The following is a 14502-nucleotide window of genomic DNA, read 5'->3' as shown; positions in this document are numbered from 1 at the left end:
CAGCAGGCCCCGGACGCAAAGACGCCGCGGGGCGGCCCCACCGAAGTGGAGCCGCCCCGCGGCGTGTGGTCGCTCGTGCGCCGCCTCGACGGCGGACGAGCTCCCGCGCTCAGCGCAGGATCACCGGATCACCGGAAATCAGTGCGGAACGGATCTGCGTAGTCGATGTCGTCGAGGTTGACGGCACCGGTCTGGCCGAAGCCGGAGAAGTCCAGCTCGTCGTAGCCCGGCACCTGGTACATCTGTGCCTTGGCCTCGTCGGTGGGCTCGACCGCGATGTGGCGGAACCGCGACAGGCCGGTGCCAGCGGGGATGAGCTTACCGATGATGACGTTCTCCTTGAGCCCCATGAGCTTGTCGCTCTTGCGGTTCAGGGCAGCCTCGGTGAGCACTCGGGTGGTCTCCTGGAAGGAGGCCGCCGAGAGCCACGACTCGGTCGCCAGCGAGGCCTTCGTGATGCCCATCAGCTCCGGACGACCCGAGGCCGGCTGACCGCCCTCGGAGAGGACCCGACGGTTCTCCCGCTCGAAGTTGACCCGCTCGGCGAAGTCGCCGGGCAGCAGACCGGTGTCACCGGACTCGATGACCGTCACGCGACGGAGCATCTGGCGCACGATGACCTCGATGTGCTTGGCATGGATGTCCACACCCTGGCTGATGTAGACCTTCTGCACCTCGTCGACCAGGTGCTGCTGCACGGCACGCGGGCCGAGGATCCGCAGGACCTGCTTCGGGTCCACCGAACCCAGCGTGAGCTTCTGGCCGACCTCGATGTGGTCACCGTCGGCGATCAGCAGGGACACGCGCTTGGAGACGGTGTAGGACACCGGCTCGGAGCCGTCGTCCGGGGTGACCGTGATCCGGCGCTGCTTGTCGTTCTCCTCGACCTCGACCCGACCCGAGAACTCGGAGATCGGCGCGAAGCCGGCCGGGGTACGGGCCTCGAAGAGCTCCTGCACACGCGGCAGACCGTGCGTGATGTCGCCCTCGGCGCTGGCCACACCACCGGAGTGGAAGGTACGCATGGTCAGCTGGGTGCCGGGCTCGCCGATCGACTGGGCCGCGACGATGCCGACGGCCTCGCCGATGTCGACCAGCTGGCCGGTCGCGAGCGACTTGCCGTAGCACTGGACACAGGTGCCCACCGCGGAGTCACAGGTCAGCACGGAGCGGATCTTGACCTCGCGGACACCGGCCTCGACGAGCTGCTCGATGCGCACATCGCCCAGCTCGGTGCCGGCCGGAGCCGCCTCGGTACCGTCGGCGCCGATGGCCGCAGTGGCCAGGACGCGCCCGTAGACGGTGGATTCCGCGTGCTCGTGGGGACGGAGCACGCCGGCCTCCTCGACCGCGATCGGAAGCACCAGGCCCTTGGTCGTGCCGCAGTTGTCCTCACGGATGATGACGTCCTGCGAGACATCGACCAGACGACGGGTCAGGTAGCCCGACTGCGCGGTCTTCAGCGCGGTATCCGCCAGGCCCTTGCGGGAGCCGTGCGAGGCGATGAAGTACTCCAGGACCGAGAGCCCCTCCTTGTAGTTGGAGAGGATCGGGCGCGGGATGATCTCGCCCTTCGGGTTGTTCACCAGACCACGCATACCGGCGATCTGGCGGACCTGCATCCAGTTGCCTCGAGCGCCCGAGTCCACCATCCGGAAGATGGTGTTGTTCGAGTCGAAGTTCGCCCGCATCGCCTGGTCGACCTCGTTGGTCGCCTCGGTCCAGATGTCGATGAGCTCCATGTTGCGCTCGTGCTCGGAGATCAGGCCCAGGTCGCGGTTCTCCTGGATCTGGGCGTTCTTCTCCTCGTACTTCGCGATGATCTCCGCCTTGTTCGGCGGGGTCACGACGTCGGACAGGGCGAAGGACGCACCCGAACGAGTCGACCAGGAGAAGCCATAGGACTTCAGCGCATCCAGCGATGCGGCGACCTGGCCCTTGTCGTAGCGCTCCGCCAGGGCGTTGACGATGCCGCCCAGACGCTTCTTGCCGACCTGACCCTGCACGAAGGGGAAGTCCTCGGGCAGCGTCTCGTTGAAGTGGACGGCGCCCAGGGTGGTGGTGAGGATGATCGGGTCACCCTCGGTCCAGCCCTCGGGGGCCTCCCAGTCGCTCGGCGGGACGATGTCCGTGAAGCGGATGTCCACCAGCGCGTTGAGATCCAGCTCGCCGCGGTCGTAGGCCATGATCGCCTCGGCCTCGGAGGCGAAGCGCCGACCGATGCCGGGGACGCCCTCGCGCACCGTGGTGAGGTGGTACAGACCGATGATCATGTCCTGTGCGGGCATGGTCACGGGGCGGCCGTCGGACGGCTTGAGGATGTTGTTGCTGGACAGCATCAGGATGCGGGCCTCAGCCTGCGCCTCTGCCGACAGCGGCAGGTGAACAGCCATCTGGTCGCCGTCGAAGTCCGCGTTGAACGCGGCGCACACGAGCGGGTGCAGGTGGATGGCCTTGCCCTCGACGAGCTGCGGCTCGAACGCCTGGATGCCCAGACGGTGCAGGGTGGGCGCACGGTTCAGCAGCACCGGGTGCTCGGTGATGACCTCTTCGAGGACGTCCCACACCTCGGGGCGTGCCCGCTCGACCATCCGCTTGGCGGCCTTGACGTTCTGGGCGTGGCTGAGCTCGACCAGGCGCTTCATGACGAAGGGCTTGAAGAGCTCGAGCGCCATGCCCTTGGGCAGGCCGCACTGGTGCAGGCGCAGCTGCGGGCCGTTGACGATCACGGAGCGGGCGGAGTAGTCCACGCGCTTGCCGAGCAGGTTCTGACGGAAACGACCCTGCTTGCCCTTGAGCATGTCCGAGAGCGACTTCAGCGGGCGGTTGCCCGGTCCGGTGACCGGACGGCCACGACGACCGTTGTCGAACAGCGAGTCGACCGACTCCTGCAGCATCCGCTTCTCGTTGTTCACGATGATCTCGGGAGCACCGAGATCCAGCAGCCGCTTGAGGCGGTTGTTGCGGTTGATCACGCGGCGGTACAGGTCGTTGAGGTCGGAGGTCGCGAAGCGGCCACCGTCCAGCTGCACCATCGGACGCAGGTCCGGCGGGATCACCGGGACGGCGTCCAGCACCATGCCCACCGGCGAATTCGTGGTGGTGAGGAAGGCGGAGACGACCTTGAGGCGCTTGAGCGCACGGGCCTTCTTCTGCCCCTTGCCGGTGGCGATGATCTCGCGCAGCAGCACCGACTCGGCCTCGAGGTCGAAGTCGGCCAGACGACGCTGGATCGCCTCGGCGCCCATGCCGCCCTCGAAGTACGTGCCGTAGCGCAGCTTCATCGCACGGTAGAGCTGCTCGTCACCCTCGAGGTCAGCGACCTTGAGAGTCTTGAAGCGCTCCCAGATGCGAGTGATGCGGTCGATCTCGGCGTCGTACTTCTTGCGGATCTGGGCCTGCTCACGCTCGCCGGAGTCGCGGACCTTGCGCTTCGCGTCGGCCTTCGCACCCTCCTCCTCGAGCTGGGCGAGGTCCTTCTCCGCGGACAGCGCGCGGTTGTTGATCGCGGCGTCGCGCTCGTTCTCGAGCTCCTTGACCTCGAGATCGAAGCGGGCCTGGAGGTCCGGCATGTCGTCGTGACGTGCCTGATCATCCACTGCCGTGATCATGTACGCGGCGAAGTAGATGATCTTCTCGAGATCCTTCGGCGCAAGGTCCAGCAGGTAGCCCAGGCGGCTCGGCACGCCCTTGAAGTACCAGATGTGGGTGACGGGGGCGGCGAGCTCCACGTGGCCCATGCGCTCACGGCGCACGGAGGACTTGGTGACCTCCACGCCGCAGCGCTCGCAGATGATGCCCTTGAAGCGGACGCGCTTGTACTTGCCGCAGTAGCACTCCCAGTCCCGGGTGGGGCCGAAGATGCGCTCGCAGAAGAGGCCGTCCATCTCGGGCTTCAGGGTGCGGTAGTTGATGGTCTCCGGCTTCTTGACCTCGCCGTGGGACCAGCCGCGGATGTCATCGGGCGTCGCAAGACCGATGCGCAGCTCGTCGAAGGTATTGACGTCGATCACAGGTGTCCTTCTCTCGATCGGAAGAGTGGTGTCTGAGGGAACGGGGTCGAGGGCGGGGCTCAGGGGGCGGGTGCCGCGTCACGCGGCGACCCGGCCGCCCGAGCCCTATATCCCTCAGACCTCTTCGATGGAGCCGACGCCCTCGTGAGGCCGGCGGGACAGGTCGATGCCGAGCTCCTCCGCGGCGCGGAAGACCTCCTCATCGCCTTCCTGAACTTCCTGGGCCGTGCCGTCGGAGGACAGGACCTCGACGTTCAGGCACAGGGACTGCATCTCCTTGAGGAGCACGCGGAAGGACTCCGGGATGCCGGGCTCGGGGATGTTCTCGCCCTTGACGATCGCCTCGTAGACCTTGACGCGGCCGGCGATGTCATCGGACTTGATGGTCAGCAGCTCCTGCAGGGCGTAGGCGGCGCCATAGGCCTCGAGGGCCCAGACCTCCATCTCGCCGAAGCGCTGGCCGCCGAACTGCGCCTTACCGCCCAGCGGCTGCTGCGTGATCATCGAGTACGGGCCCGTGGAGCGCGCGTGCAGCTTGTCGTCCACCAGGTGGTGGAGCTTCAGCAGGTACATGTAGCCCACGGAGACCGGCTCCGGGAACGGCTCGCCGGAGCGGCCGTCGAACAGCCGTGCCTTGCCGTCCTCCTTGACCATCCGCTCGCCGTCCCGGTTGGGGCGGTGGTTGGCGATCAGGCCGGTGACCTCGTCAGCGGTGAGGCCGTCGAAGACGGGGACGGCGACCGGGGTGCCGGGCTCGCCGTGCAGAGCTGCCTCGGGCAGATCAGCGGCGGTGGCATCCGTCGGATCCAGATCCCAGCCGGACTTGGCGACCCAGCCGAGGTGGGTCTCCATGACCTGGCCGATGTTCATTCGGCCGGGCACGCCCATCGGGTTCAGGATGATGTCGACCGGGGTACCGTCCTCCAGGAACGGCATGTCCTCGACCGGCAGGATCTTCGCGATGACGCCCTTGTTGCCGTGACGGCCGGCGAGCTTGTCACCATCGGTGATCTTGCGCTTCTGGGCCACGTACACGCGGACCATCTCGTTGACGCCGGTGGGGAGGATGTCCCCGTCCTCGTCGTCGTTGAAGACCTGCACACCGATGATGGTGCCGGACTCGCCGTGAGGGACGCGCAGGGAGGTGTCGCGCACCTCGCGGGCCTTCTCGCCGAAGATGGCGCGCAGCAGGCGCTCCTCCGGGGTCAGCTCGGTCTCGCCCTTGGGCGTGACCTTGCCGACCAGGATGTCTCCCGGCTCGACCTCGGCGCCGATGCGGATGATGCCGCGCTCGTCGAGATCGGCCAGCACGTCGTCGCCGACGTTCGGGATGTCCCGGGTGATCTCTTCCTTGCCCAGCTTGGTGTCGCGGGCGTCGACCTCGTGCTCCTCGATGTGGATCGAGGTGAGGACGTCATCCTGGACCATCCGCGAGGACAGGATGATGCCGTCCTCGTAGTTGTGGCCCTCCCAGGACATGAAGGCGACCAGGAGGTTCTTGCCGATCGCGAGCTCGCCCTGATCGGTCGAGGGGCCGTCGGCCAGGATCGAGCCCGCTTCGACGCGGTCGCCCTCGTCGAAGAGCACCCGCTGGTTGTAGGAGTTGCCGGCGTTGGAGCGCTGGAACTTCCCGATCGGGTAGGTCTGGCGGGTGCCGTCGTCGGCCATCACCACGACCAGATCTGCGGAGAGCTCCTCGATGACACCGGCCTTCAGCGCGGTGATCACATCGCCGGCGTCGACGGCGGCGCGACGCTCCATGCCGGTGCCGACCAGCGGCATCTCGGAACGGAGCAGCGGCACGGCCTGGCGCTGCATGTTGGAGCCCATGAGCGCACGGTTGGCGTCATCGTGCTCGAGGAAGGGAATCATCGCCGTGGCGACAGACACCATCTGCCGAGCGGAGACGTCCATGTAGCCGACGTCCGCGACGGCGACCAGGTCGGGCTCGCCGCCGGGGAGGCGCACCAGGACCTCTTCCTCCAGGAAGCGGCCCTTCTCATCGATCTTGGCGTTGGCCTGCGCGATGATGTGGCGATCCTCGTCGTCCGCGGTGAGGTAGACGACCTCGTCGGTGACGTGGCCGCCCACGACCTTGCGGTACGGGGTCTCGATGAAGCCGAAGGGGTTGATGCGGGCGAAGGTCGCCAGCGAGCCGATCAGACCGATGTTCGGACCCTCAGGGGTCTCGATCGGGCACATGCGGCCGTAGTGCGACGGGTGGACGTCACGGACCTCCATGCCGGCGCGGTCGCGGGAGAGGCCGCCCGGGCCCAGCGCCGAGAGCCGGCGCTTGTGCGTCAGGCCCGACAGGGGGTTGTTCTGGTCCATGAACTGCGAGAGCTGGGAGGTTCCGAAGAACTCCTTGATCGCCGCCGTGACCGGTCGGATGTTGATCAGGGTCAACGGCGTGATCGCCTCGACGTCCTGCGTGGTCATGCGCTCGCGGACGACGCGCTCCATGCGGGACAGGCCGGTGCGGACCTGGTTCTGGATCAGCTCGCCCACCGCGCGGATGCGACGGTTGCCGAAGTGGTCGATGTCGTCGGTCTCGACGCGGACCGGCTTGTCGTCGGTGCTGGTGTACTCGCTGACACCGTCATGCAGGGCGACGATGTACTTGATGGTCGAGACGATGTCCTGCAGGCGCAGGGTCGACTCGGAGAGGCTGCCGTCGAGACCGAGCTTCTTGTCGATCTTGTAGCGGCCGACCTTCGCGAGGTCGTAGCGCTTGTTGTTGAAGTAGAGGTTGTTCAGCATCGCCTCGCCCGCATCGCGCGTGGGCGGCTCGCCCGGGCGCTGCTTGCGGTAGATGTCGATGAGCGCCTCGTCCTGGGACGCGATGCGGTCCTTCTCCAGGGTCGAGCGCATCGACTCGAACTCGCCGAACTCCTCGAGGATGTCCGAGTGGGACAGGCCCAGGGCCTGGAGCAGGGTGGTGACGGACTGCTTGCGCTTGCGGTCGATGCGGACGCCGACCTGGTCGCGCTTGTCGATCTCGAACTCGAGCCAGGCGCCGCGCGACGGGATCATCTTCGCGGAGAAGATGTGCTTGTCGCTGGTCTTGTCGATCGACTCCTCGAAGTACACGCCCGGGGAGCGGACCAGCTGCGAGACGACGACACGCTCGGTGCCGTTGATGATGAAGGTGCCCTTGGGAGTCATGAGCGGGAACTCGCCCATGAAGACCGTCTGGGTCTTGATCTCGCCGGTCTCGTTGTTCATGAACTCCGCGATGACGTACAGCGGAGCCGCGTAGGTGAGATCCTTGTCCTTGCATTCGTCGACCGTGTACTTCGGGTCGTCGAAGGTGTGGTCCCGGAAGGACAGCGACATATTGCCGGCGAAGTCCTCGATCGGGGAGATCTCCTCGAGGATGTCCGCAAGACCTGAGGTCTGCGGGACGTCCTCCCGACCTGCGGAAGCGGCTTCCTGGGCACGCTCCTGCCAGCGGTCGTTGCCGAGCAACCAGTCGAACGAGGTGGTCTGCAGACTCAGCAGATCCGGGACCTCGATCGGGTCGCCGAGCTTCGCGAAGGTGACGCGAGGTGAGGCGGTACGAAGTGCGATGTCAGTGGTGCGATCGGTGCTCGAGGCAGCCAAGGGGGGTCCTTCCACAGGCCGATGACGGAATCCCAGGCGCGGCGAACACCCGTCAGGCGGTGGAGCAGACAATGTGGTGAACAGAGCGGCAGAACCGACGGGCGACGCGTAGCGCAAGGACCGAGCATACAGAAATTCGCGGATGGACACAAGTGCCGCGACGCGACTGGTCCATCCACGTCGGCCGCTATATGCCTGGCGCAGAGGTTCTGTCGGTGCTTCCTGCCCGTCTGTCTCGACCGGCCCGGCGGTGTGAACACACCGGGCACGTGCAGCAGGAACAGCTCCGTACGGGAAAAAGCATGAAGGGAAATCGCGCCAGAGTCAAGCAGGCAGGGTCCCGCCCGGAGTGTCGGGGCACGTCAGGGCACCTTTGGGTACCTTTTGGGCATCTTCCTGCCTCCGGGCGGAGGGTGCGCGTCCGGCGCCTTTGCAGCCCCGCAGGGCCGGCCGCGCGCGGCGCGCGAGCACCTTAGGGACAGCACGTGGGGCCGCGTCCTCTCTCAGAGGATGCGGCCCCACATGATCTGCCTCACCGTTCCGGCTCGGAGTCCGTTCCGGCTCGGAGCCGTGTTTCAGCGCCGGAGCTCAGGACCGGGACTCAGGGCCCGTGGTGTTCAGCTTCGGCGGCGAAGCGCGATCAGCCCCCCACCGGCCAGCAGCAGCGCCGCCGCCGCCCCGAGCGGGACGAGGATCTCGGTGCCGGTGCGGGCGAGTGGACCGCCCGAGCCCTTACCGGCGCCGTCAGCCGTGCCGGTGCCCTGTCCCCCGCCGCTGCCAGATCCGCCTCCGGCGCCGGCATCGCCACCGTTGCCATCTCCGCCGGAGCTGCCGTCATCACCGCCCCCGTCACCGCCGGTCCCGCCGCCGGGTACCTCGGCCGGCAGGATCAGGTACGAGGCCTGGGAGGGCCCGGAGAAGGTCAGCATCCCGTCCGCCCAGGTGGAGGTCACCGGCAGGCGGGTTCCGTCCTCCAGCAGCTGCAGGACCCGCTCGCCCTCTGCACCAGGCACGGTGATGACCGACTCCAGGGAGCCGTAGACGTTGGCGAGCGTCACCACCCGGCCTTCGCCGCCCTCGGCATCACCGATGGTGGCCGTCAGCGAGTCATCGCTGCGGAAGGTCGCCGTGGCGCTCACCTCACCCGCGGTGAGGGTCACCTGCTGCAGGGCCACCGTCACGGTGATCCCCAGCTCGACCGCCTCGCCGCCAGCGCCCATGACCGGGTCACCGGCCGCATCGACCACAAGGGCCCGCACCGCTTGCTCTCCGTCGGCCAGGACGGTCCCCGGCGCGAGCCGCAGGCTGTATCCGGCCGCGGCGGCGGCCTCGGCGTCACCGTCGAGTGTCACCTGGTAGCTCGCGAGCGCCGCCTGGGCCAGCGCGGCCTGGTCGCCCAGCTGCTCGCGGTGGATGCTCAGCTCCACCGTCTCGGGACCGCTGATCCCCAGCTCGGGCTCGGCGGCGACGACCTGGAAGATCCGCTCTGAGGTGGACGTGCTGCCGGCGAGGTCGGTGGCGAGCACCGTGAGGGTGTGGTTCCCCTCTGCGAGGTCGGCCGTGGGCACCTGGGTGCTCAGCTCGGTCTGCGCGGCACGGGTGCTGGTGCCGAAGGTCGTGACCTCGTCGACGCCATCTGTGCCGTCGGTGTCTGCACCCTCAGCGTCTGCGCCGTCGGCGTCTTCGCCCTGCAGCTCCCGCAGGTCGACCAGCGCGTCTTCGAGGGCGTGCTCCTCGGTCGCGAGGTCGGTGGCCGCGTCGTGGACCACCTCACCGTCCAACAGCACCTGCATCCCAGCCAGGTTCTCGTCCGCGACGGAGACCTCGATCTCGCGGGCGTCGTCGATGACTTCGCCGTCGGCCAGGTTCGCGATGTCGACCCTTGTGACGTCCTGGTCGAGGATGACCGGGATCAGACCCAACAGCACATTGCCGTTGGAGTCCACGAACTCGACCAGCAGCGTGTCGCCATCGGCCACGGTGATCTCGGTGGAGAAGTCGCGCTGGTTGGACTGCTCCCCCGGGCTGCCGATGTCGAACCGTTCGATGACCGTGGAGTCGTTCAGCCGGAGCCCGTAGCCCCAGCCGTCATCGGACGCGGTGCCGGCCACGGTCACCTGCTCTGTGTTCGTGTACAGGGTCCCGCCCACCAGGGTGGGTTCGTCGATCTGCAGGGTGGGTGCCGTGACATCGAAGTACAGGCGGACCCCGCGGTCGTAACGGATGGTGCCGTCCGCGTCCTCGATCACCATGCGGTAGTGGTTCTCACCGGTCGTGACCGGGAGCTCGGCGGCGAAGGCGCCGTCCTCCGCGATCTGGGCCGTGATCGGCTCCGGGTCGGTGTACTTCCCGTCCTCGTCCACGCGGCTGCCCGGGGTCAAGGTGATCGTGCCCCCGGACAGGTACTCGCCGCGGAGGGTGAAGACACTGCCGTCGGCACTCGTATCCGGGGTGTCGCCGGGCACGAAGCATGCGGCCTGCTCGAGCACGCAGTCGGCGTTGGTGATCTCGGGCATCGCCCAAGTCTCGGCAGGGGCCCGCCCGGAGATCGCGAAGGACTCCGAGCTCGTATTCACGCCGTCCGAGGCGGAGAGCGTGAAGGCCGCTGCGATCTCGCCCGGAGTGACCGTGATCTCGAAGCTGCCGTCCTCGGCGATCTGCGCCGTGATCTCACCGGAGGTGACGCTGAGCTGGGCGCCCTCGCGCTCGTCGGCGACCGTGCCGGCGACCGTGAGGGTCCCGTCCTCGCCGACCACGGCGTGTCCCTCCGCGTCGGTCTCCATCGCGGTGATGGTGAGCTCCGGTGCGGTCGAGTCGAAGGTGACCGGGAGCGTCCGTTCCTGCAGCACCGTGCCATCCTCGCCGAGCCCCTCGACGAGGAACTCCTGCGTGCCCTCGGCCAGCGGGAGCACGTGGCGGGAGCGCCCCTCGGGGGTCTCCACCGTCTGGTCACCGACACGCACGGCGACGATGTCGGAGGAGACATAGCCGCTCAGCAGCAGCGATCCGTCCTGCACCAGCAGCGACTGCGGGCCGAGGACGCCCTGCTCGAGCTGGGAGGCGTTGGCGATCAGCATCGTCGAGGGTTCGAAGACCTTCGTGCCGACGCCCAGGTTGAAGCCTGCATCGAGCACCGAGACGGTGACGAACGGGACCGACTCCGGGTCGACCTCGATCGAGAACGTGCCGTCAGGCGCCTCGGTCACCGGGATGTCCTCGCCGGCGGCGCCGGTCGCGGTGGGCGGGGCGAGGATGCCGGAGCCGTCCTCGAGGACCGAGAAGGAGAGCAGCCCAGCCTCGTAAGGACCGAAGTCGACCTCGGGCGCGGTGGCGTCGATCCCGAAGGAGAAGTCGGTGCTCTGCCAGTCCTGCTCCTCACCGAGCCGGGCCTCGACCCGGTAGGTGTACTGCCCATCCGGCAGCGCGGCGTAGCCCACCGCCTGCGGGTCGTAGAGGGTGCCATCGAAGGCAGCCCCGGTCCACTGGAGCTCGCGCGGATCGGCGACGAGTCCCCAGTCGCCGAGCAGGTTCCGGTAGACCCCCTGCTCCTGCCCCAGGACCTTCACCTGCGCACCCGAGGCGTCCAGAACGCTGTAGCGGATGTCGGAGGCATTGCGCATCGTCACCAGATTCGGCGCGATGGTGTCCATGTCGCCGTCACCGTTGGGCGAGAGCCAGAACTCTCCGATGTCGCTGCTGAGCGGCAGGGTGGAGCCGCCCCACATCGTGATCAGCTCGCTCTGCACGCCGACGCCCTCGAGCGGTTCGCCCACGGGGAGCACGATCGGCTCGGCATTCCAGTCACCGGCGAAGCCGAGGAAGGGGATGGAGAGGTTCGGCTGGTCGGCGTCATTCGAGGTGAACTGCACCCAGCCGCCGGTGAAGTGATCAGCACCCGCCTCAGGGGTGACGGCGACCTCGACGGACGCGGTGCCACCGGCGGGCACGGTCACCGTGTTCGGCGTGGCCACGGAGCCGCTCGAGCTGCGCACCGTGGTGGCGCCGCCGGCGTCGTTGGTCTCAGCCAGCAGGGTGGTGCTCGGGAGGGTGAACTCCGCGGCGGTGTCGCCGCTGTTGGTGAGCGTCACGGTGAAAGAGGCGGTGCCGGAGATCTCGCGCAGCGCGGCCGCGCCCTCGCCGTCGACGGTGGCGATGACATGGGAGTCCAGCGCCTTGTCGACCTGGGCGAGGCCGGCGCCGACCTGGCGCGGCGAGGCCGACGGCACGGCGGTGTCGCCCTGGACGGGGATCATCGCCGTGTTCATCAGCATGATCTTCGCCAGATCCACCCGCTCGGCACCGGTGACGTCGGGACGGGTCTGCTCCAGATGCTGCAGCACCAGCGCGGTCATCCCGGCGACGTTCGGGGAAGCCATCGAGGTGCCGGAGTTCATGCCGTAAGTGCCGTCGTTGTACGTCGAGTACACATTGCCGCCGATGCCGGCGATCTCGGGCTCGAAGTCGAGCGTCGGGGTCGAGCCCCACGAGGTGAAGCTCGACGGGGTCAGCGCGGTCGCGCTCGCACGCACATCGACCTCGTCGGTGATGCGCAGCGTGGTCTCCCCCGCCTCGATGGCGGCCTGCAGCTCGAGGCCGACGGACTGGCTGACGGTGATACCGGGCAGGGTGAAGCTCTCCACCCCCGCCATCCCGAAGGCTGCATCCTCGGTGTTGTAGACGACGACGCCGCCGGCGTTGGCCGTGATGGCGTTCTCGTACTTCTCGGTGAAAGAGATCTCGCCGCGGGAGATGAGCGCGTAGGCGCCGTCCAGATCCACCCCGTCGATGTCCGCTGCGGTGCCGAGGCCCAGGTCGACCAGGCGGTGCGGCTGATCATCGAGGGTCCCGGTGGCGGGCGAGTAGGGCACGCCTTCGGTCTCGTCGTTCACGTACGCCATCAGCTGCGTGAGGACCGAGTTGTCGATAGAGGCGACGGTCAGCGCGGAACCCAGGGTGCCCGGCGCGCCGACGGTGCCGTCGTCATGGAGCCCGTAGAGATCATCGGCGACCCCGCTGGGCGAGAAGTTCTGGCCGTCGTTGCCGGCGGCGATCACCGTGACGACCCCCGCGTCACGGGCGGACTCGATCGCGAGCGAGCTCGCGTCGGAGGCGTTCTTCTGCCCGTTGGAGGAGCCGAGCGACATGTTGATCACGTCGGCGCCCTGCTTCACCGAGTCCTCGATCGCGGCGACGATGTCCGAGTCCGTGGCACCGCCGCCGGAGTTCGAGAACACCTTCATCGCGAGCAGCTGCGCGTTGGGCGCGGCGCCGTCCAGCTCGCCGGTCTCGACGAAGTCACCGGGGTGGTCGCCCTCGGAGCCGTTGGCCGCGGCGATGCCGCCGACGTGCTGGCCGTGCGCGTCGACCACGCCGTCCTTGATCACGTAGCTCTCGTCGGCGTAGTTGTAGCCGTCGGGGATCTTGCAGGTGAACCCGGCCTCGGCGGCCGGATTGATCTCCGAGATCGCGGCCGCGCCGCAGTCGTCGAGTCGCAGGGCGGGGTGGCTCGGGTCCAGGCCGGAGTCGATGATCGAGATGACCATGCCGGTGCCGTCCACGCCGTGGGCATCGAAGGCCGCGGGCACTCCCTGCAGATCGCGGGCGGTGTGCTCGGTGCGCTCGTAGACCCGCTCCCGTCGGACCGAGAGCACCTCCGGCTCGAGCGAGAGAGCGGCGAGCCGGTCCCCCGGCACGGAGGCGCTGAACCCGTTGACCAGGTAACCGAACTGTCGGTCGATGACGAGCCCGTGCCGCTGGGACCAGGTGTCGATCAGGGACTGCTGAGCCTGCAGCCGCGAGCTCTCCTGGGACATCGAGAGGGTCGAGTCCTCGCCCTTCAGCAGCACCACGACGTCCACCGGATCCGAGGTGACGTCGTCCGGGAGGCTGGGGACACCCTCCACCGGGCTGGGTGCGGCCGGTGGCGTCGGCACCTCAGGGGCCGCGACCGCGGCACTCATACCGAGACCGAGGGTCCCGATCAGCAGTGCGCCGGACAGAGCGGCGAGACGACGAAGCGGCCGAAATGGCACAGGAACCCCCGGGTGATTCACGACATAGGCGGGGTCAGCCTATGGAGCATCCAGCGAACTTTCACCTGGTCGTCAGCATCCGGAAGTCACGAAACGGTGACGGTGCGCCGATGCGCCCCCCGGAGCGGGCAGGCATCGCGGCCCCGGGGCGTCTCCGGGCATGCAGAAGGGCCGCCCCGCATCGCGGGACGGCCCTTCGGAAGCAGTACGACTGCCGTCAGATCAGGCGCGCGCCGGAGCGCACGCCACGGATCACTTGACGGAAGCGGACGCGCCGGCCTCTTCGAGCTTGGCCTTGGCAGCCTCGGCGTCTTCCTTCTTGACACCCTCGAGGACAGCCTTGGGGGCCTCGTCGACGAGCGCCTTGGCCTCCTTCAGACCGAGGGAGGTGAGGGCGCGCACCTCCTTGATGACGGCGATCTTCGCGGAACCGGCCGACTCGAGGATGACGTCGAACTCGGTCTGCTCCTCCTCGGCAGCGGCCTCGCCACCGGCAGCGCCACCGGCAGCGGCGACGGCCACGGGGGCAGCAGCGGTGACGTCGAAGACGTCCTCGAACTGCTTCACGAACTCAGAGAGCTCGATGAGGGACATTTCCTTGAAAGCTTCGATGAGCTCGTCGTTGCTGAGCTTTGCCATGGTGGCGTTCCTTCCTATGGTCGGGACCTGCGTCCCTGCGGTGTGAGGCGGCGCTTTCGCGCCAGGTCTTGCGGACCGCGCTTCCTGTGAAGGAGGCACGGGGGACAGCGCTGAGGCTGTGGGTGCGGAGAGCTGAGAGGCTCAGGCCCCTCAGGCCTCCTGCTTGGCCCGCAGCGCGTCCACGGTGCGTGCTGCCTTCGACAGCGGCGCCGCAA

At 68.0% G+C, this 14502-nt stretch carries 4 protein-coding genes; all 4 read right to left on the bottom strand.

All coding sequences use genetic code 11. The annotated features are described in order from the left end of the window. Nucleotides 1-128: 128 nt before the first annotated feature. The 4 genes from ACTH43_RS09525 to rplL all read right to left on the bottom strand — a co-directional run bounded on the left by ACTH43_RS09525 (nt 129) and on the right by rplL (nt 14287). Complete coding sequence (locus ACTH43_RS09525) at nt 129-4013, bottom strand: DNA-directed RNA polymerase subunit beta' (RefSeq protein ID WP_441444672.1); 3885 nt, start codon at nt 4011-4013, stop codon at nt 129-131. Nucleotides 4014-4127: 114 nt separating this feature from the next. Next, nucleotides 4128-7616, bottom strand: coding sequence for a DNA-directed RNA polymerase subunit beta (gene rpoB, locus ACTH43_RS09520; RefSeq protein WP_441444671.1), 3489 nt, complete (start codon nt 7614-7616; stop codon nt 4128-4130). 617 nt (nt 7617-8233) lie between these two features. Next, nucleotides 8234-13576, bottom strand: a complete 5343-nt coding sequence (locus tag ACTH43_RS09515; protein ID WP_441444670.1) for a S8 family serine peptidase — start codon at nt 13574-13576, stop codon at nt 8234-8236. 324 nt (nt 13577-13900) lie between these two features. Continuing rightward, a complete protein-coding gene (gene rplL / locus ACTH43_RS09510) occupies nt 13901-14287 on the bottom strand; it encodes a 50S ribosomal protein L7/L12 (RefSeq protein ID WP_441444669.1) in 387 nt (128 codons plus the stop codon). Nucleotides 14288-14502 lie beyond the last annotated feature (215 nt).

It is taken from the genome of Brachybacterium sp. (assembly GCF_052095815.1).
Lineage (GTDB): Bacteria > Actinomycetota > Actinomycetes > Actinomycetales > Dermabacteraceae > Brachybacterium.
Note: the sequence above shows the minus strand (reverse complement) of the source record. Positions and strands in the feature narration are given on the sequence as shown.